Origin of the sequence: Acinetobacter sp. UBA5984, assembly GCF_002429925.1 — a bacterium.
In the GTDB taxonomy this organism is placed as follows: domain Bacteria; phylum Pseudomonadota; class Gammaproteobacteria; order Pseudomonadales; family Moraxellaceae; genus Acinetobacter; species Acinetobacter variabilis.
In genome coordinates, this window is record NZ_DJBE01000030.1 from 1 (window position 1) to 19,415 (window position 19,415).

Annotated in this window: 19 protein-coding genes and 1 pseudogene; 13 read left to right on the top strand and 7 right to left on the bottom strand. The window is 43.5% G+C overall.

Annotated elements, in window-relative coordinates; all coding sequences use genetic code 11:
* Positions 1-221 precede the first annotated feature (221 nt).
* The 9 genes from B3J29_RS04480 to ahr all read left to right on the top strand — a co-directional run bounded on the left by B3J29_RS04480 (position 222) and on the right by ahr (position 6,680).
* Positions 222-926: an FKBP-type peptidyl-prolyl cis-trans isomerase gene (locus B3J29_RS04480; protein WP_286964486.1), complete on the top strand. Its 705-nt coding sequence runs from the start codon at positions 222-224 to the stop codon at positions 924-926.
* Positions 927-975: 49 nt separating this feature from the next.
* Positions 976-1,665 carry an FKBP-type peptidyl-prolyl cis-trans isomerase gene (locus tag B3J29_RS04485; protein WP_286964488.1) on the top strand — a complete coding sequence of 230 codons (690 nt, stop codon included), beginning with the start codon at positions 976-978 and terminating at the stop codon, positions 1,663-1,665.
* A 163-nt stretch (positions 1,666-1,828) separates the two neighbouring features.
* A complete protein-coding gene (locus tag B3J29_RS04490) occupies positions 1,829-2,563 on the top strand; it encodes a dienelactone hydrolase family protein (protein WP_175966474.1) in 735 nt (244 codons plus the stop codon).
* A gap of 80 nt (positions 2,564-2,643) precedes the next feature.
* Positions 2,644-3,003, top strand: coding sequence for an HIT family protein (locus B3J29_RS04495; protein ID WP_175966475.1), 360 nt, complete (start codon positions 2,644-2,646; stop codon positions 3,001-3,003).
* A gap of 164 nt (positions 3,004-3,167) precedes the next feature.
* Positions 3,168-4,196, top strand: a complete 1,029-nt coding sequence (mutY, locus tag B3J29_RS04500; protein ID WP_414632195.1) for an A/G-specific adenine glycosylase — start codon at positions 3,168-3,170, stop codon at positions 4,194-4,196.
* 89 nt (positions 4,197-4,285) lie between these two features.
* Entirely contained in the window at positions 4,286-4,789 is a 504-nt protein-coding gene (locus tag B3J29_RS04505) for a M23 family metallopeptidase (RefSeq protein ID WP_175968150.1), read from the top strand.
* 15 nt (positions 4,790-4,804) lie between these two features.
* On the top strand, positions 4,805-5,050 hold the full coding sequence (locus tag B3J29_RS04510; protein WP_004780440.1) for a hypothetical protein: 246 nt from the start codon (positions 4,805-4,807) through the stop codon (positions 5,048-5,050).
* A 21-nt stretch (positions 5,051-5,071) separates the two neighbouring features.
* Entirely contained in the window at positions 5,072-5,653 is a 582-nt protein-coding gene (locus B3J29_RS04515; protein WP_175966476.1) for a DNA-3-methyladenine glycosylase I, read from the top strand.
* 4 nt (positions 5,654-5,657) lie between these two features.
* Positions 5,658-6,680: an NADPH-dependent aldehyde reductase Ahr gene (gene ahr / locus B3J29_RS04520; protein WP_175966477.1), complete on the top strand. Its 1,023-nt coding sequence runs from the start codon at positions 5,658-5,660 to the stop codon at positions 6,678-6,680.
* An 86-nt stretch (positions 6,681-6,766) separates the two neighbouring features.
* Here the strand turns inward: ahr and B3J29_RS04525 are convergent, their stop codons facing one another.
* Complete coding sequence (locus B3J29_RS04525) at positions 6,767-7,657, bottom strand: LysR family transcriptional regulator (RefSeq protein WP_175966478.1); 891 nt, start codon at positions 7,655-7,657, stop codon at positions 6,767-6,769.
* 113 nt (positions 7,658-7,770) lie between these two features.
* On the opposite strand from B3J29_RS04525, the gene dkgB reads away from it, so the two are divergent.
* Together dkgB and B3J29_RS04535 are read left to right on the top strand one after the other, a co-directional pair.
* A complete protein-coding gene (dkgB, locus tag B3J29_RS04530) occupies positions 7,771-8,577 on the top strand; it encodes a 2,5-didehydrogluconate reductase DkgB (RefSeq protein WP_180138598.1) in 807 nt (268 codons plus the stop codon).
* Positions 8,578-8,586: 9 nt separating this feature from the next.
* The gene (locus B3J29_RS04535) at positions 8,587-9,762 is read left to right on the top strand and encodes an MFS transporter (RefSeq protein ID WP_180138597.1); all 1,176 of its coding nucleotides are present in this window, start codon (positions 8,587-8,589) and stop codon (positions 9,760-9,762) included.
* 50 nt (positions 9,763-9,812) lie between these two features.
* Here the strand turns inward: B3J29_RS04535 and B3J29_RS04540 are convergent, their stop codons facing one another.
* The 3 genes and pseudogenes from B3J29_RS04540 to B3J29_RS04550 all read right to left on the bottom strand — a co-directional run bounded on the left by B3J29_RS04540 (position 9,813) and on the right by B3J29_RS04550 (position 13,329).
* Entirely contained in the window at positions 9,813-10,457 is a 645-nt protein-coding gene (locus tag B3J29_RS04540; protein ID WP_166135385.1) for an START domain-containing protein, read from the bottom strand.
* Between the two features lie 57 nt (positions 10,458-10,514).
* Entirely contained in the window at positions 10,515-11,336 is an 822-nt protein-coding gene (dapB, locus tag B3J29_RS04545) for a 4-hydroxy-tetrahydrodipicolinate reductase (RefSeq protein WP_166135388.1), read from the bottom strand.
* Between the two features lie 686 nt (positions 11,337-12,022).
* Positions 12,023-13,329 (bottom strand): annotated as a pseudogene (locus tag B3J29_RS04550) (RNA-guided endonuclease InsQ/TnpB family protein).
* A gap of 59 nt (positions 13,330-13,388) precedes the next feature.
* Here B3J29_RS04550 and tnpA point away from each other — a divergent pair.
* Entirely contained in the window at positions 13,389-13,787 is a 399-nt protein-coding gene (gene tnpA, locus B3J29_RS04555) for an IS200/IS605 family transposase (protein ID WP_180138595.1), read from the top strand.
* Between the two features lie 408 nt (positions 13,788-14,195).
* Positions 14,196-14,381 carry a hypothetical protein gene (locus tag B3J29_RS04560; RefSeq protein WP_004780424.1) on the top strand — a complete coding sequence of 62 codons (186 nt, stop codon included), beginning with the start codon at positions 14,196-14,198 and terminating at the stop codon, positions 14,379-14,381.
* Between the two features lie 171 nt (positions 14,382-14,552).
* Here B3J29_RS04560 and dnaJ read toward each other — a convergent pair whose 3' ends face one another.
* The 3 genes from dnaJ to B3J29_RS04575 all read right to left on the bottom strand — a co-directional run bounded on the left by dnaJ (position 14,553) and on the right by B3J29_RS04575 (position 19,415).
* Positions 14,553-15,668 (bottom strand): molecular chaperone DnaJ, encoded by a 1,116-nt coding sequence (gene dnaJ, locus B3J29_RS04565; protein ID WP_034171547.1) that lies wholly within the window; start codon positions 15,666-15,668, stop codon positions 14,553-14,555.
* A gap of 102 nt (positions 15,669-15,770) precedes the next feature.
* Positions 15,771-16,148: a hypothetical protein gene (locus B3J29_RS04570; RefSeq protein WP_004780421.1), complete on the bottom strand. Its 378-nt coding sequence runs from the start codon at positions 16,146-16,148 to the stop codon at positions 15,771-15,773.
* 141 nt (positions 16,149-16,289) lie between these two features.
* Positions 16,290-19,415 carry an efflux RND transporter permease subunit gene (locus B3J29_RS04575; protein WP_286964495.1) on the bottom strand — a complete coding sequence of 1,042 codons (3,126 nt, stop codon included), beginning with the start codon at positions 19,413-19,415 and terminating at the stop codon, positions 16,290-16,292.

Genomic DNA, 19,415 nt, shown 5'->3' on the forward strand with positions numbered 1-19,415 from the left:
TTTCATGGGGCTAGTATAAACAATTTTTTACTTTCGCAAGAGATCTAATGATTAAAATCTGAAAAAATAAAAAACCGGCTATTGCTGGTTTTTTTATCTATTTAAACTTCAATACAACTGCGATGTCCGCGTGCTAAAAAACCACCCATTCTGCAAGATTTCTCAAAATTTTCTGCTAAGATGGAATGAACCTCAACGATAACATTAGATTGGAATAATACATGAGTAAGGCCTTACCGATTGCTGTCGCTGTTCTTTTAGGCGGTGCCGCGCTAGTACCTGTTTACTATGCAACTCAAAACCCAGCTGCTCAAACCACAAAAGCATCTAAAGATGCCTCGGCTGTTTCTAAAATTAGCTATGCACTCGGTTATGAAGTCGCTCATCAAACTCCACCTGAGCTGGATATTAACAGCTTTGTGACCGGTGTTCGCGAAGGTCATGCGCGTTCTGCACCTGCCTATACGGAAGAAGAATTACAGGCAGCTTATGAGCAATTCCAGAAAGAAATGCAACAAAAGCAGCTTGATAGCGCAAAACAGGTTCAAGCTTCAAGTGATACTTTCCTGACTGAAAATGCGAAAAAAGCAGGTATTAAAACAACTGCTTCCGGCTTACAGTACCAAGTCATGAAAGAAGGTACAGGTAAACAGCCAAAAGCCTCTTCAATTGTGAAAGTGCATTACACTGGTAAACTGGTAGATGGCACCGTATTTGACAGTTCAGTAGAACGCGGTGAACCGATTGAATTTCCATTAAATCAAGTCATTCCAGGCTGGACTGAAGGTCTGCAGCTGATGAAAGAAGGCGGTAAGGCAACTCTATATATTCCGTCAAATCTGGGTTATGGTGAACAGGGCGTTCCTGGTACGATTCCTCCGCATAGCACTTTGATTTTTGATGTGGAATTAATCGAAGTAAAATAATACTAAATAGGGAGAGCGACCAGCTCTCCTTTATTTTTGAGAATTGATAATGAAAATACAAATCAGTTTAATGGTTTTGCTGCTCAGTTCAGGCAGCCTTTTTGCTAAAGAGATTAATAATACAAGTAGTGAAGCTAAGAAGATTGGCTACAGCTTTGGTTATCTGATGGGTCGCAGTAATGCTGACACTTTAAAGGATCTTGATTTAGATGCATTTAGCCAGGGCTTAAAGACAGCCGCTGCTGGACAAAAATCCAGTTTAAGCGATGAAGAAATGACCCAAGTGCTGACTCAGTATAAACGTCAAAGTGATGCCAAAGAACTGATTGTGCTTAAACAGAAAGCTGAAGAAAATGCCAAAGCTGGTAAAGCATTCTTGCAGGAAAATGCGAAAAAGCCCGGCGTTAAAACTACCAAATCTGGTCTGCAATACCTGGTACTGAAAGAAGGTAAAGGGAAATCACCAAGCGCTAACAGTAATGTCCGTGTCCATTATGAAGGTCGCCTGATTGATGGTACCGTTTTTGACAGTTCGATTGCCCGCCAGCAGCCAGTTGATTTCCGTACCACCCAAGTGATTACTGGCTGGACAGAAGGCTTACAGCTGATGAAAGTCGGTGCTAAATACCGCTTCTTTATCCCCGCTGATTTGGCCTATGGACAGATTGGTTCGGGAGATATCATTGAACCAAATAGTACCCTGATTTTTGATATCGAATTACTAGAAATTATTAAATAAAAAATCCTTTAATTGTAAAAATTAAAAAGAGAGGCAAATTATTTTCCTCTCTTTTTTTGTACTGATGAGAAACGAATTAGTTGGCGGTTTTCATGTATATTCATAGCAGTTTTGCTATTTTATAGTTTAATCAAAATATTCAACAACAATAGAGGACTTCAGCATGGCAGCAATCAAGACCCGCGAAATTCAATATACTGCTCAGGATGGCAGCACTTTGATTGGTTATTTTGCCGCACCACAAACTGATGCACCTGTAGCCGGTGTTATCGTGGCACCCGAATGGTGGGGCCGCAATGACTATACTGAACATCGTGCCCGTGAACTGGCGGAACATGGTTATGCCGCGCTGGCAATTGATATGTATGGTGACAAGAAAGTAACCACCAGCTCTGATCAGGCCTATCAATGGATGATGCAGACTTTCGAAGATCCGGACATTATCGTGAACCGTGCGAAAGCTGCTTTAGATACTTTGGCGGCACAGGATGAAGTCAATCCGGAAAAACTGGCTGCGATTGGTTTCTGCTACGGTGGTAAAGTTGCTCTGGATCTGGCTCGCTCAAATGCACCGTTAAAAGCTGTAGCTACTTTCCATGCCAACCTATCTCCTAAAGCACCTGCACAGGAAGGCCAGGTACAGGCAGAAATTCTGGTCCTACATGGTGAAAAGGACAGTATGGTGAGCCTGGATGATGTTGCCAGCTTTAAAGAAGAGATGCAGGCGGCTAAGGTCGAGCATAATGTGATTGTATTTGAAAATGCCAAGCATGGATTTAGTAACCCGCTTGCGGATGAGCGCGCCAAGGCCAATGGTGTAGATCTAGGCTACAATCCCGAAGCAGAGAAACAAAGCTTGGCTGCCATGTATGAATTACTGGCACGACAACTCGCTTGATAACAGATAAATTGATCTGGCTCATAATCGGGCCAGGTCATACCTGAAAAAAATAAATTTCAATGAAAGGAGCCAATATCATGACTGAAAATAACTGCCCGTACTGTAATTTTGACGAATACGATATTCTGGCTAAAAATGATTTTGCTGTCGTGTTACCTGAACCGAACTCGCTGTCCAAAGAACATTATGTAGTTACTCCATTACGTCATGTGGCGTCATTTTTTGAAATCACAGATAAAGAACGTAAAAGCATGATGTCCTTACTTGAACAAGCACGTAATGAATTACAATTACGCTATCAGCCTTCCGGTTTTCATGTCGGGTTTAATGATGGCGAAGTATTTCAGGAAAAATCAGAACATTTACACATTCATATAATCCCGCGTTATGAAGGCAAGGTATTAAAGCTGGATGCACGCTGGGGCATTGAAGAATAAGAATTTAATTTTTTGCTGAGTGAATGCTTTTCGAAGTGTTCACTTGTTCCTTCCATTTATTCATTTTTACTCTTTTTAAGTCTTGCTGTTTTAGCAGACTTTTCATCTTTTAGCTGAGTCTCTTCAGTTATACTAAGCCTCGTTTTCCAGTTTGTTCTATTTTCATGTTTGTGTTTTCAGATGCCCTTTTAGAATGGTTTGATGTGCATGGCCGCCATGATTTGCCGTGGCAAGTGGCCGATGATCCCTATAAGGTCTGGGTCTCTGAAATTATGCTACAGCAGACTCAGGTCAAAACCGTGCTGCAATATTTTGAGCGGTTTATTCAGCGTTTTCCGACGGTACAGGATCTCAGTACAGCTTCCTGGGATGAGGTTGCGCCCTATTGGGCGGGGCTGGGCTATTATGCGCGTGCCCGTAATTTACATAAGGCAGCCGGTATTGTGGCAAGTCAGGGCCATTTCCCGAGGAGCCTGGAAGAATGGATCGCCCTGCCCGGCATTGGCCGCTCAACCGCGGGAGCCTTGATGTCTTTGGGTTTACGTCAGTACGGCGTAATCATGGATGGCAACGTCAAACGGGTGCTGGCACGGTTTTTTGCGATCGAAGATGATCTGTCTAAACCAGTACATGAACGTGCCTTGTGGGAGCTTGCTGAACAGCTCTGCCCGGTTGATCGGAATCATGATTATACCCAGGCGATTATGGATCTCGGTGCGACTGTCTGTACTCCAAAAAAGCCTTTATGCCTGTATTGCCCAATGCAGCAACATTGCAAGGCACATCAGCAGGGTCTGGAAAATGAATTGCCCTTTAAAAAAGCCAAAAAGCCGGTACCGGTCAAAGCAGCTCAAGTGCTGTTGATCCAATCAGGTGATGAATGGCTATGGCAGCAACGTCCTAATAGTGGTCTTTGGGGTGGGCTTTGGTGTCTGCCAATTATTGAAGACACTCATGCATTTGAACAACTGTGCCAGCAACTGGGTCTGAAAAATCTCGTACAAAAGACCCTGATCAGCCACAGTTTTACCCATTTTACCTGGCAGCTTGAAGCCATGGTTTTTGCAGTCGATGAAAATCAGCAGAAACATCTGGCGATTGAGTTACAGGGCTTCTGGATGAACCCGGAAACTGCAGTCAATGCAGGTATTCCAACCGCCATGAAAAAATTGATTTCTACCGTAAATTTATGACATAGTCTGGAACAAGAAGAATCAACTGGCCTCATTTAAGGATAAATATTTTGCGCCATTCTCTTGCGTTTGTCGGGCTTTCTCTGGTGATGTTATTTCTGGTGGCGTGTAGTAGCGCACCGAAACATCCTTCTGCGGTTCAGCTTAATCCGGCATTGGTCAAAAAACTGAATCATATGCGTATGCCCTCTTCTCTGCCGATTCCGGTAGATCGGGTCCAGGCTCGTGAATTGAAAGATACTTGGGGAGCTTCGCGTAGTAGCGGCCGTTTGCATGAGGGCATTGATATTCTGGTTCCACGTGGAACCAAGGTTCGTAGTGCGACGCCCGGTCTGATCGCAGATTTACGGAATAACAATTTGGGTGGTAAAGTAGTCTGGATTCTGGGTCCAGGCGGCACTTGGCATTATTATGCACATCTGGATGGTCATAAGCGTGGCCTGAAAGTCGGTAACTATGTCAAAAAGGGCGATGTCATTGGTTATGTCGGTAATACTGGCAATGCCCGCCATACCGCGCCACATCTGCATTATGGTCTCTATTTAAATGGTAAGGGCCGTGGTGTCGTTAACCCTTATCCATATTTACGTTAATTTTAGGAAGTTTACATGTCAGAAGCGTTGATCAACCGTCTGGTCGAATTTGCAGAATCAGGCAATCAACAGAAAATCGTGCTCAATGGCCAGACCTATCAGGGCTGGATCATGGAAATTACTGAAGAGGCGCTTCTGATCAGTACCGGTTATGCCGACAAAAGTGGTAAGGATATGTGGATCCAGTTCAGTGATCTGCAGCAGGCAGAACTGTCCTACTGGGATAATCAGCAAGATCAGTGGACGACATTTAAATTATAAGATAATCAAAAGGAGCATCCCTTGACGATCCAACGCTGTGGCTGGTGCTCTGATGATCCCCTCTATACTACCTACCATGATCAGGAATGGGGACAGGCGCTGCATGATGAAAAACGCCTGTTTGAAATGCTGTGTCTGGAAGGTCAGCAGGCCGGTTTAGCCTGGATTACCGTACTCAGAAAACGTGAATCTTATCGCAAACATTTCTTTCAATATTCTATTGAAACGATTGCTTCTTTTACAGATGAGCAACTCACCGCAAAACTGCAAGATGCTAGTCTAATCCGGCATATTGGTAAACTGACTGCAATTCGCGATAATGCCCGGGCCTGGCAACAGCTTAAATCTCAAGAGATTGATGTGGTCACATGGTTATGGTCCTTTGCCCAGCAGCCCCGATTGAATAATGATGTGGCAGATTATCGCCAGGCTCCGGCACAAACCATTGAAAGCCAGAACATGTCCAAAGCCTTAAAAAAAGCAGGCTTTAAGTTTGTCGGTCCTACGATCTGTTATGCCTTTATGCAGGCAGTCGGCATGGTCGATGACCATGAAAATCACTGTCACTTTAAAACAATATCCTCCCATTCAAATAAGAGCTGAATCTATGTCCAATAATACTATTCACGCTTACGCCGCAATGTCTGCGGGTGCCGCCCTGGAACCTTATCAATTTGATGCGGGTGAACTTCACCCGCATCAGGTCGAAGTGAAAGTTGAATACTGCGGCCTATGTCATTCTGATATTTCAGTACTCAATAATGACTGGGGGTCTTCAGTATATCCTGTGGTGGCCGGACATGAAGTCATCGGCACCATTACGCAACTGGGTTCTGAAGCCAAAGGCCTAAAAGTAGGTCAGCGTGTCGGTATTGGCTGGACTGCGGAAAGCTGCCAACATTGTGATTCCTGTATTTCAGGTCAGCAAGTATTGTGTACTGGTGGTCAGGTTGCAACCATTGTCGGCCATGCAGGCGGTTTTGCGGATAAAGTCCGTGCTGGCTGGCAATGGACAATTCCCTTACCTGAAGATCTGGACCCGGAAAGTGCCGGTCCCCTGCTCTGTGGCGGGATTACCGTATTTGATCCGATTCTGAAACATCAGATTCAGGCTATTCACCACGTTGGTGTCATTGGTATTGGCGGTTTGGGACATATAGCGATCAAGCTGCTGAAAGCTTGGGGTTGTGAAATTACCGCCTTTACTTCAAATCTGGATAAAACTGATGAACTAAAAGCCATGGGTGCAGACCATGTAGTAAATAGTCGTGACCCAGCAGCGCTTAAACTGCTTCGTGGTAAATTTGACCTATTAATGAGTACTGTGAATGTTACATTGGACTGGCAGGCTTATTTATCAACACTGGCACCAAATGGCACTGTACATATGCTGGGCTTACCACTGGAACCCATGCAAATTTCTGCAGGTTCACTGATTGGTGGTGCTAAATCAGTGACTGGCTCGCCAACAGGTTCACCAGCAGCTTTACGTCAGTTATTGAAATTTGCGGCACGTAAAAATATTGCGCCACAAATTGAGTTATTCCCAATGTCGGAAATTAATACTGCGATTGAACGTCTGCACTCAGGCAAAGCCCGTTACCGGATCGTACTGAAAGCCGATTTCTAATTTGTACCAATCATCAGTAAATCTAGATCTGCCCTAGTAGCATGTTAGGGCAGATTTTTTTATGGCTGTATTTGCAAATAATTGGTTTATAAATATTTAGCCAGCTTCTGAGCCAGAAATTCAATAAATAGATATACCCGTTTAGGCAAATGCTCCTGACGGTAATAGACCGCATGAATTTTTTGATAATGCAGCTCAATCTGCTCTTCAAATAGCGCCTCTAAACGACCCGCCTGTAAGTCGTCCTCGACCAGAAAGCGTGACAGACAAGTAATACCCACCCCATATAAAGCCAATTGACGAACCGTTTCCCCATTGGGTGCTCTAATCTTTGGCTTTACAGTGATAGGTTCGCCATTTAGCCGTACCGGCCAGGTGTTCAAATGCGTAGGCTGACTAAATCCCAGTAAAGTATGCTCCGATAGATCTGCCACTGATTGCGGTCTGCCCTTTTGCTGTAAATATTCAGGGCTAGCCACAATATACAAACGGCTGCGGCATAATAATCTGGCATGCAGACTGGAATCATGCAGTTCTCCAAAACGGATCGCGACATCGGTTTTATGTTCCAGCAGATCAATCACCTGATCATGATTATTCAGTTCAATTTCAATCTGGGGATAGCGCTGCATAAATTCCTGAATTAGCGGCACGATTACATGCAGCACAAAAGGCGTCGCTGAATCCACCCGAATCAATCCTGACGTATCACTATCTGATTTCAGTAAAGCATCTTCAGCTTCTGCCAGATCATTGAGAATTTTGCGTGCCTTTTCTAGAAATAGCTGGCCCTCTTGAGTCAGTTTGAGTTTACGTGTGGTTCTTTCTAAAAGAGTGACATTTAATTTATTTTCCAGACGTTGCAGCGCCCGACTGACACCCGAAGTGGTTTGTCCCAAACGTTCTGCCGCCATGACGATAGAACCACTATCCACAATGGTGACAAAAGCCTGTAATTCTTCAATCGTTGATTTCATTTGTCACTCTTTTGTTGATTTTCGGTCAATAATATTTTGCAAATTCAGCTATTTTTTCGCAACAATAAAAAGCACACAATACTTAACATCGAAAATACTTAAAGATTAAAGCTATGAATATTGTTCCTCAATTTGGTGTCGGTACCTTTCGCCTGTCTGGACAGACCGTCATTGATTCAGTCAAAACAGCATTGGAAGTCGGTTATCGCGCTGTAGATACGGCACAGATTTATGCCAATGAAGCGGAAGTGGGTCAGGCTATTGCAGAAAGCCAAGTTAATCGTAACGAGCTGTTTATTACTACCAAAATCTGGACAGATCATTACGCACCAGACAAATTAATTCCAAGCCTCAAAGAGAGTCTGCATAAATTGCGTACCGATGCAGTCAATCTGACGCTCATTCACTGGCCTGCACCTCGTTTAGGCGTTCAAATTCCTGAGCTAATACAGACTTTATTAGAAGCCAAACAGCAAGGTCTGACTGAGCATATTGGTGTGTCCAATTTCAATATTGAGCTGACCCAACAAGCGATTGATACGATTGGTCTGGAGCATATCGCCACCAACCAGATTGAACTCAGTCCTTATTTACAAAATCAGCGTCTGGTGAATTTCTTACAATCTCAGAAGATTGATGTCACCTCTTATATGACACTGGCTTATGGCAAAGTGCTGAATGATCCTGTCCTGCAAGGGATTGCTGCCCAGCATCAGGCTTCGACTGCACAAATTGCACTGGCTTGGGCCTTACAAAAAGGCTTTGCTGTGATTCCATCTTCAACCAAACGTGAACATCTGCTTGCCAATCTGGCAGCGCAGGAGATACAGCTGACCCAGGAAGAAATGGCCTTGATCAGCACCCTGGAGTGTAATGGGCGCGAAGTCGATCCGGACCAGCTTGCACCTATCTGGGACTAAGCAGAAACCATGAAAATTAATTTTCCTTTGCTTGCACTGGCGGTTGGCGCCTTTGCAATTGGTACCACTGAATTTTCTCCTATGGGTTTTCTGCCAGAAATCGCCCGCGATCTGGAAATTTCTATTCCTCGTGCCGGGATGCTAATCAGTGCCTATGCCTTAGGGGTAATGCTGGGTGCACCGCTAATGACCCTCTGGTTAAGCCGTTATTCCAAACGTAAGTCTCTCATTTTATTGATGGCGATTTTTACGATTGGCAATATTCTGGCGACATTAGCGCCTAATTATCTGGGGCTGATGGGGGCACGCATCATCACCAGTCTGAACCATGGTGCTTTCTTCGGAATTGGTTCGGTTGTCGCGGCCAGTGTCGTTCCAAAAGATAAACAGGCCAGTGCCGTGGCCATGATGTTTATGGGCCTGACCATTGCCAATATTGGCGGGGTGCCACTGGCAACCTGGATAGGACAACACATTGGTTGGCGTATGGCTTTTCTAGGTATTTCCCTGCTTGGTTTGTTGACCATGTTCTCCCTATGGAAAGCCTTGCCAGAAGGCCAAAGCAGTCAGAAACCGGATGTAAAGCAGGAGCTGCAAGTCCTGACTCGCCTGCCTGTTGTTTTAGCTTTATTGACCACCGTAATGAGTGCGGGAGCCATGTTTGCTCTTTATACTTATATTGCGCCAAGTCTGCAAAGCTTTACTAAAGCCTCACCGGCATTGATTACTTTAATGCTGGTGTTGATCGGGGTAGGTTTCTCGATTGGTAATCATTTGGGTGGCAAGTTTGCAGATCTATCCTTAGATAAAACCCTGATTGGCTTTTTAATCTTGCTCATGCTGATGATGCTGCTCTTTCCGATTCTGGCAAGCACAGCTGTTGGCGCAGGTCTGGCATTAATCATCTGGGGTGCCGCTGCCTTTGCCGTAGTTCCACCTTTACAGATGCGAGTCATGTCTGTAGCTTATGATGCGCCTGGACTGGCTTCTTCGGTAAATATTGGTGCCTTTAACCTCGGGAATGCTTTGGGTGCTATTGCGGGTGCCAGTGTGCTGAATCTGGGACTTAGCTATAGTGCGGTTTCATTTGCTGGTGCTGGGCTCAGTGCTGTTGCTTTGCTTTTAGTTTTAATTCAAATGAAACTGGTTCCACAGCAAGATATGACTACGCAGCAATGCCCTTAAAACTTCTTTCAAAAAAAGTCCGCCTAATGCGGACTTTTTTTATTGGTTATTTAACGTAAAGCTTCGGGTAACACAGGCGTTATCACAGGTTTAGCCAGTTCGGTTTTCATCTTTTGCAGCATCTGATAAGGCTGCTGCTGCACAAACATATTCACAAAGGTTAAAGGAATTGAACCTTCAGGATTGGCATAGCCATAAGTCGATACCTTGACCTTGTTATTGGCCAGTTTCTGGAAAGTCCAGTCTCCCTGATAATCAGTCAAACGTACATAATTCGGATTTAGGGCATACCCAGTCTGAATCGCTTTATTCTTAATGGTGATCTGACCATTTGCATCCTTGATCATTTTACCCTGCACAATCAGATCACGATCTTTTAAAGGGAATGGAAAATCCAGCACCATATACAGGGTAAAATCACCTTTTTTATCATCACGCGACAGTACCTTGATACTGCCCATATAAGGCACCCATTTCACTGCATGATCAACATCCAGAATCAGAGAAACGGCATTCTCAATCGGGACATTGTAGGTGGTTTCGGCTTTATAGAGAAAAACGGGATTCCGCTCATCCTGATAGGTCCAGACTTTAATATTATTTTTATTAATGCTGAGTTTGGCATTCTGCACAGAGGTCGACTGTGCTGTAGCGGCAAAGGCTACAGCACACGCCATTAATATTAATTTCTTCATTCCATTGTCATCTTATTTTAGTTTTAAGTTATTTTTATATAGGATTTTGACGAAAATTTATACTTGAATATCGTTAAAACCAAGTACGTCCTTCATGTCATATTTACGTGCATCACGACCAACGACCCAAGCTGCTGCACGTACGGCACCGGCTGCAAAGTTCATACGGTTGGTAGCTTTATGTGTAATTTCAACGCGTTCGCCTTCCCCAATAAACATTGCAGTATGTTCACCGACGATATCACCGCCACGAATAGTCTGAAAACCAATGCTTTTACGTTCACGTGGACCCGTATGTCCTTCACGGTGATATACCGCATCTTTTTTCAGATCACGACCCAGTGCTCCAGCAATCGCTTCACCCATCATGAGAGCTGTACCTGATGGCGCATCCACTTTATGGCGGTGATGTGCTTCGATCACTTCAATATCGACCGTATCACCAAAGACTTTAGAGGCAAGTTCTAGCAGTTTGATCGAAACGTTCACACCAACCGAATAGTTCGCTGCATAGACCACTGAAGTTTCTTTTGCAGATTCATCCAGATAAGCTTTTTGTTCGTCATTCATACCAGTAGTACCAATCACGATCGCAACACCATTTTCACGGCAGATTTTAAGATGATTCACCGTCGCAGCAGGCGCAGTAAAGTCGATCACTACGTCACAGTCTTTAACTACTTCTTCAAGATGGCCGACAACCTTTACACCCAAGCTCCCTACACCAGCCAGTTCACCGGCATCTGCTCCAATCAATGAGCTTTCAGGGCGCTCAACAGCTGCTGCCAATTGGTAACCGGCTTCTTTCACCGCCTGAATAAGGATGCGTCCCATACGGCCGCCTGCACCTAAAATCCCAATGCGTGGTGTCGCTGACATAATATAGTCCTGATGTTGATTCGAAATTGCTCTTACTATAGCAAAACTCGCTCATAACACTAAGATTGATCGCATAAAAATCAATGAAAAGAATTAAAGAAGGTCATGAGGGATTTTGATATGCAGTCGATATAAACAATAGTTTATGGACGAGTAAAAAGAAAAATAATTCCATTAGAGGAATAATGATTAAATGCTTAGTCAGAGATAAACTCATTTAAAGAAGAATTCTAGTTAATAAGAATTAAATTTTAATTATAAATAATTGAATTTAATAAGATAAAAATATTTTTCCATAATATGTATGCTCTTGATTTTTCATATTCAGATCATTTGCATTTAAGGAAAATATATTGAAACCCTAGTTTGACCGCCTCAGCAATATAAGTCCCACTGATATTATTGAACTAAATACCCATCATCGCGTACTGAAGCATATGCCTTTAGCGCATGGTATTATTTTCGATGAAACACCATGGATTGCTTTGGTAAATGAAAGGATAAATCCATACTTTTTTAAATTTAGGAATGTTTAAGGATTAAGCATCAAGTAGTTGACCACCTTCTAAGCTGGTATATCCACGTTCTTTAAAGATCAACACAATCGCTTTTTTATAATCTTCACAATTGACATACTCCCACCATTTTCGTTTTCACTCAAGTGGGGGATTCTAAAAGCAAAGCTCTTAGGCGACTTCCTCACGGATTTCGCTTGCTTTCTGCTTCTTAGGGCGACCTTTACCGCATCCACCCTCCACAGACAAAACGGCATGTCCTGCCGACAATATATTACGAGATGCGTTTAAATCCGCATTCGCAACATAACCGCATCCGACACACTCAAATTTAGCTTGAGTTTGTCGGTTTTCTTTTGCTACATGACCACATTCACAGCAGGTTTGACTTGTGTACTTCGGATCAACTTTTACAAGTAATCCACCTCGCCATTCTTGCTTGTATTCCAACATACCAATGAGCATGCCCCAACCTTGATCTAGGATTGATTTGTTTAAGCCTGACTTAGCTTTTACATTCTTTCCTTGATTTTCGACTGTGCCACTTGCTGACTTCGACATATTTGCTACTTTTAAATCCTCAACAGCAATCATTGCGTGGTTTTTGCTAAGCGTTGTAGTGATTTTTTGCAAGTAGTCATGACGAATATTGGCAATATGATGATGTAGTTTATTGATTTTAAAATTCAGTTTTTTCCAATTTTGACTAAATTTAACTTTCTTTCTCTGTTTCGTTGAAGTCTAGCTAATTTAATCTGATTGGTTTTAAAGCTATTGATCGGGTCAAAGACCTGACCATTTGAGGTGGTGATTAATTTCTTAACACCAAGATCAACACCAATCGCTGATTTTGATGGGTGGATCGGCATTTCAGTAAGTTCTGTTTCAGTACAGAATGAAACGTACCAACGTCCTGACACCTTACTGATCGTCACATTTTTTATTGTGCCTAGAATCTCTTGCGACTTCCTGAATTTAATAACACCTACGCCATTAGGGAGTTTCAGTTTATTTCCTTTAACCCAACAGTATTTATCGAATTGTACAAGGCGAATGGAATCATAACCGTCTGATTTTTTCTTAAATCTAGGCATAAGTGGGCGCAACTGAACCTCAGTGCCATCAGCCAATTTAAAAAATTTAGGTTTCTTAGGTTTGCGCTTTTTTTCTTTTAGTCGAGTATGTTCTTTAGGGTTAAAAAACTTCCCCCATGCTGATGCAAGATCACGAACTTTTTGTTGAAGTGACACAGCATTTGAATTTCCATCTAAAAAGCTAAACTGAGGATTCTTTTTCAGTGCTGTTATCTTTTTTACTAGATTCACCGCATTAATGTGTTCATTTTGAGCAAACATTTCAAATGAAATTGCTAATATTTGATTCCAAACAAAGCGTGCAGAGCCAACAAGATTATTTAAAATAACCTCTTGCTCGACATTAGGCTCAAGCCTAAATTTATAAGCTTTGTTGATTTTCATTAATGAGTGTGCATCTGTTAATATGGTGCTGATTTTAACATTCTAGGTATAAGTTTTCAATGAGTGAGATATATAAAAACCGACATTCAGCCTTTAATCTTCATGTTCATTTAGTTTTTATAACGAAATATCGAAAAAAAATACTAGGTGAGTTGCATCATAAATATTTTAATGAGTGTGTAGCTGAAATATGTAAAGATTTTGATGCTGAATTAAAGGAATGTAATGGTGAATCCGACCATGTTCACATGCTTATTCAGTATCCACCAACGGTACAGTTAAGCAAATTGGTTAATAATTTAAAGTCTGTAACAAGTAGAAGAATGCGAAATGAGTTTTTAGACTTGAGAGGGAATTATACAAAACCTGTTTTATGGTCAAGATCATATTTTGCAGGGTCTTGTGGTGGTGCGCCTTTGGAAATAATCAAACAATATATTCAGAATCAACAAGGTTGAAATTTGTGAAATTCACCTCCACCCTGACTGACGGGTGGAGTCCTCTTTCACTTGGAGATAGATCAGCACAAGGACAGTAAGGTACGACAGGAGTTATACCGAGCGAACCCATACGAAAAACCCCGGCAGGATGCTGGGGTTTTTCTTTTAGAATTTAAATTAAATTCATCCTTTAGATATGAAAATATGTGACATACATCACATTAAAAAATCCATTTTCTTATATATTTTGCCACTTGCTCAATTTTATGAGATTAATGATTAATCTTATATTTCAATTATTTAAATAACATAAAATTACATTAGTAAACATAAGTACACACAAAAAACATCAATATCTACATTTTATGTCAACATTTTTGCCAAGTGTACTGAGTAGTACACTATTTTTAATACAAGGAAATTTATATGAAATTAGTTCAATTAACTTTTGCCGGGGTAGCGTTAATTGCTGCATCACAAACTTTTGCTGCTGAAGAAGTAGCACAAACAGCTCCTGCTGCAACTGAAACAGCTGCATCTGAAGTTCAAGCTGCTGAAGCACCTGCAAGTGAGGCTCCAGCATCAGAAGCTCAAGCCACTGAAGCGCAATAATATGATAGGATTTATATTTCTCTGCGTGAGGGATATAAATCCTTCTTAAAAAGCTAATACTATTAAAAGAATAATTTTCTTATCATTTCTATCTAATAATTAACTCATACGCCTTTCCCGAATTTAAGCCATAAAAAAAGACGCCTGAGCGTCCTTTTTTATCTATCCAGATCAGTCAAACAACCGATCAAAGAAAGATTTTTTCTTTGGAGAAGACTGGCTGCCCTCATCTTCCATGGTCGCTTGCAATTCTTTCAACAGTTCACGTTGACGCGCAGTCAGGTTCACCGGTGTTTCTACCACAACACGGCAAAGCAGATCACCTTGCATGGTTGAACGTACTGGTTTCACGCCCTTACCACGTAGGCGGAACAGTTTACCAGTTTGCGTACCTTCAGGAATTTTCAGGCTGACACGACCATCTAGTGTCGGAATCTGAACTTCTTTACCCAAAGCCGCATCCGCAATTGAAATCGGCACATCCATATACAGATCTGCGCCATCACGCTGGAAGATTTCGTGTTCACGTACCACGACTTCAACGTATAGATCACCTGATTGGCCATCACGGATCGCTTCACCTTTACCAGTCAAACGTACGCGGTCGCCATTGTCCACACCGGCTGGAATAGTAACTTCCAAAGTTTGCTGACGGTCAGATACACCTGAACCATGACATTTATTACATGGATTCTTAATGATCTTGCCCTGGCCACGACAGGTACTACAGGTTTGCTGTACCGAGAAGAAACCTTGCTGCATACGTACCTGGCCGGCACCATGACAGGTTGGACAGGTTTCAACATCGTTCGGATTTTTAGAACCTTTACCATCACAGGCGTCACATGGTGCTGGTGCAGTAAAAGTAATGGTTTTCTTAACGCCTTTGACTGCTTCTTCAAGCGTCAATTCCATCACATAGCGTAAGTCTGAACCACGGCGTTGACGTTGCTGGCCACGGCCTCCCCCACCAAAGGCTCCACCGAAAATATCCCCAAACTGGCTGAAAATATCTTCCGCACTGAAACCACCGAAGCCACCAGCACCACCGCCCATACCACCTTCAAAGGCTTGATGGCCCATACGGTCGTACATGCTGCGTTTTTCGCTGTCTGACAGAACTTCATACGCTTCTGAAGCTTCTTTAAACTTCTCTTCAGCTTCAGAATTGTCCGGGTTACGGTCTGGATGATATTTCATCGCCAACTTACGGTAGGCTTTTTTAATTTCATCATCACTAGCGGTTTTAGAGACGCCCAAAACCTCATAATAATCACGTTTAGCCATATCTGGCGATGCTCCTCACGGAATTCTATTTAATATTGACTGTGGTCTAAAATTGGGGTTAAACCCAGCTTTACAAGGGGAATTCTGAAAAAAATTGAAAGCTTAGAATACGGCTTTGTTTTGAGAAAATTTGAAGATACCTTTGAACCAGGCATTAATGAGGAAAATAATAGCAATAAAGCTGAATACCACACCTGCGACTGTGCAGGCTTTCACCCAAAGCTGGCTATCCCAGGCAAAGAAAAATAATGGAATGAACCAAAGCGCTGCAAAAATGGCGAGTACCGAATAAATTACAATATTGCGCATGATCCAGAGTGCCTGTGCCTGCAGCCAGACTTCAGCATAATCGATCTGGGTAATTTTACGTGCATACCAATAGGCGAATATGCCGCTCACTACTGTAAATAAGGCAAAAAACATGAAGACATAAGCCATCGCCACGGAACGTCGCATCTTGATGAGTGTGTCTTGAGTCATGTTTAATCAACCTTAGTGTACGGCCCAGCACAAGCGAGTTCCGCAGCAGTATGTCTTTTTTGAATTATTAAAAAATCAGGTACTACTATATTGAAATTTTCAATATTTCGCACCTGAAATTATGACAAATTTAAACAGAATTTAAACTTTTTTCACTTTAAACCATTGTGCATATAAGGCTGGCAGGAAAAACAGTGTTAATAGCGTTGCAACGATTAATCCTCCCATAATGGCAACCGCCATTGGTCCGAAGAAGATGCTTCTGGATAAAGGAATCATGGCCAGAACGGCAGCCAGTGCAGTCAGGACAATCGGACGGCAACGGCGCACTGTGGCATTGATAATGGCATTCCATTGCGATTCACCTGCCTGAATATCCTGTTCAATCTGGTCAATGAGAATCAATGAGTTACGCATGATCATGCCTGACAAAGCAATTGTGCCCAGCATGGCAACAAAACCAAAAGGTTTATTGAAAATTAACAGGAATAAGACCACGCCAATAATGCCCAATGGCGCCGTCAGGAAGACAATAAAGGCACGTGAAATACTTCTAAGCTGAATCATCAGCAAAGTCATCACCACTGCCAGGAACAATGGCATACCCGCATTCACTGAATTCTGCCCTCGCGCAGATTCTTCGACTGTTCCACCTACTTCAATCAGATAGCCACTTGGCATTTCTGCTCTGAGCTGCTCAAGTTGATCTTTCAACTCATTCACCACGGTTGCCGGTTGCAGTTGCGTCCGGATATCGGCCCGTATGGTAATGGTCGGTAAGCGATTCCGATGCCAGATCAGGCCTTCTTCAAAGCTATATTCGATCTTGGCAATCTGGGCCAAAGGAACTGAACTCCTATTTGTAGTTGGTACGGCCAGACTATTCAGTGAACCAACATCGACACGTTCAGCTTGATCACCCCGTAAACGGATTTCAATCAGTTCACGTTTTTCACGGTATTGATCAATCGCAGTTCCAGAAATTGAACTATTTAGAAAACTGGCCAAATCGCTACTACTCACGCCAAGCTGACGGGCGCGGTCCTGATCGATATCCAGTTTAATCACTTTACTTGGCTCGCCCCAGTCCAGATGCACATTGGTGGTATTCGGATTATTTCCGACCGTTGCTGCAACTTTCTGTGCCCATTGACGGACTAATCCCAGGTCTTCACCCGATACGCGGAACTGCAATGGATAACCGACGGGTGGGCCATTTTCCAGTAGAGATACCCGGGTACGGGCTTCTGGTAACAGTACCCGAATCTGGTCACTTAAGGATTTACGGATTTCATTGCGGTCTTCAAGTGATGAAGCCAAGACCACAAACTGGGCAAAGCTGGCTTGCGGCAATTGCTGGTCTAATGGCAAATAGAAACGTGGGGAACCGGTACCGACATAGACCACATAGTTATCAATCCCCTCCTGTTTGGACAGGAAGTTTTCAACTTTTTTTACTGCCGCTTCAGTCGCTTTTAATGAAGCACCCTCTTCCAGTTTCAGATCTACCAGAATTTCGGCACGGTTCGATGGCGGGAAGAATTGTTTTGGCACCAGATTAAACATCAAAATGGATAGCACAAAAATCCCGACAGTCGCCGCGATGACCGTTTTACGGTAGGTGACACAGATATTCACCCAACGGCGAAAGCTCTGATAGAACTTGGTTTGATAAGGATCATGATGTTCACCGGCATGATGCACCAGCGGCTCCGGTTCAGGGCGTTTGCGTAAACGCGCCCAGAGACGCTGATACCATGGCGCTCTCTGCACCAGATCCTTATTGAAATCTGGCAGGAGTTTGTCACCCAGATAAGGCACAAACAGAACTGCGGCAATCCAAGATACTAATAGCGCCAGCGTCACCACCTGGAAAATCGAGCGGGTATATTCCCCGGTACTCGACGCTGCTGTCGCAATCGGCAGGAAACCGGCAGCAGTAATCAGGGTTCCGGTCAGCATTGGAAAAGCAGTCGTCCGCCAGGCATGACCGGCCGCCTGTAAGCGGCTAAAGCCCTGCTCCATTTTGATTGCCATCATTTCAATGGCAATGATCGCGTCATCTACCAACAGGCCAAGTGCCAGAATCAGGGCGCCCAGAGAAATTTTATGCAGGCCAACATCAAATAATTGCATCCCGGCAAAGGTCATCGCCAGTACCAGTGGAATCGAGAAGGCCACCACCAGACCGGTACGGAAACCGAGTGAGAAAAAACTGACCAAGAGAACAATAATCACGGCCTCGGCCAGAACTTTCATAAATTCATTAATACTGCGTTTCACCGCCACTGGCTGGTCGGATACTTTTTGCAGATCCATCCCCAGAGGCAAAGTTTTCTGCAACCGGGCAAATTCCTGTTCCAGATTTTTACCCAAGGCAATGATGTCGCCGCCTTTACGCATCGATACGGCAATACCGATGCCATTTTCGCCCATAAAGCGCATACGCGGTTGTGCTGGATCAGTAAAGCCGCGATAAACCTCCGCCACATCGCCAAGCTGGATGGTCTTGCCATTCACCAGTAAAGGTAGCTGCTGCAGTTCTTCGACATTATTCAGCGCACCACTCACCCGTACCTGAATCCGGTCAGAACCGGTTTCAAAAAAGCCCGCCTGAGTCATGGCATTTTGCTGCTGCAGTGCCTGCTGAATGGCAGTGACCGGAATACCGAGCTGGGTAGCTTTGGTGTTGGAGATTTCGATCCAGATTTTCTGGTCTTGGAGTCCAATCAGTTCAACTTTGGCAACATCCTTGACCCGTTGCAATTGTAACTGCAAACGGTCGGCATATTCTTTAAGCGTGGCATAATCGAAGTCATTACCCTTGATGACATAGATGTTACCAAAGGTATCACCAAACTCATCATTGAAGAATGGACCTTGTACGCCTTGCGGCAATTCATGCCGAATATCATTGATTTTCTTACGGACGTTATACCAGACATCCGCGACATCCTTGGAAGCCAAAGAATCCTTGGCAATAAAAGTCACCATGGATTCCCCCGGACGGGAATAGGCCATGATCCGGTCATACTGTCCGGTAGTCATTAACTCTTTTTCAATCCGGTCGGTGACCTGTAAGGACACCTCCTTGGCACTGGCACCCGGCCAATAGGTCTGGATTACCATCACCTTAAAGGTAAACGGCGGGTCCTCACTTTGTGACAGTTTGGAATAGGACACGATACCCACCAAACCGAGCAGGATCATGAAATACAGTACCAGACCTTTATTCTTTAAGGCCCATTCAGACAGGTTAAAGTTCAT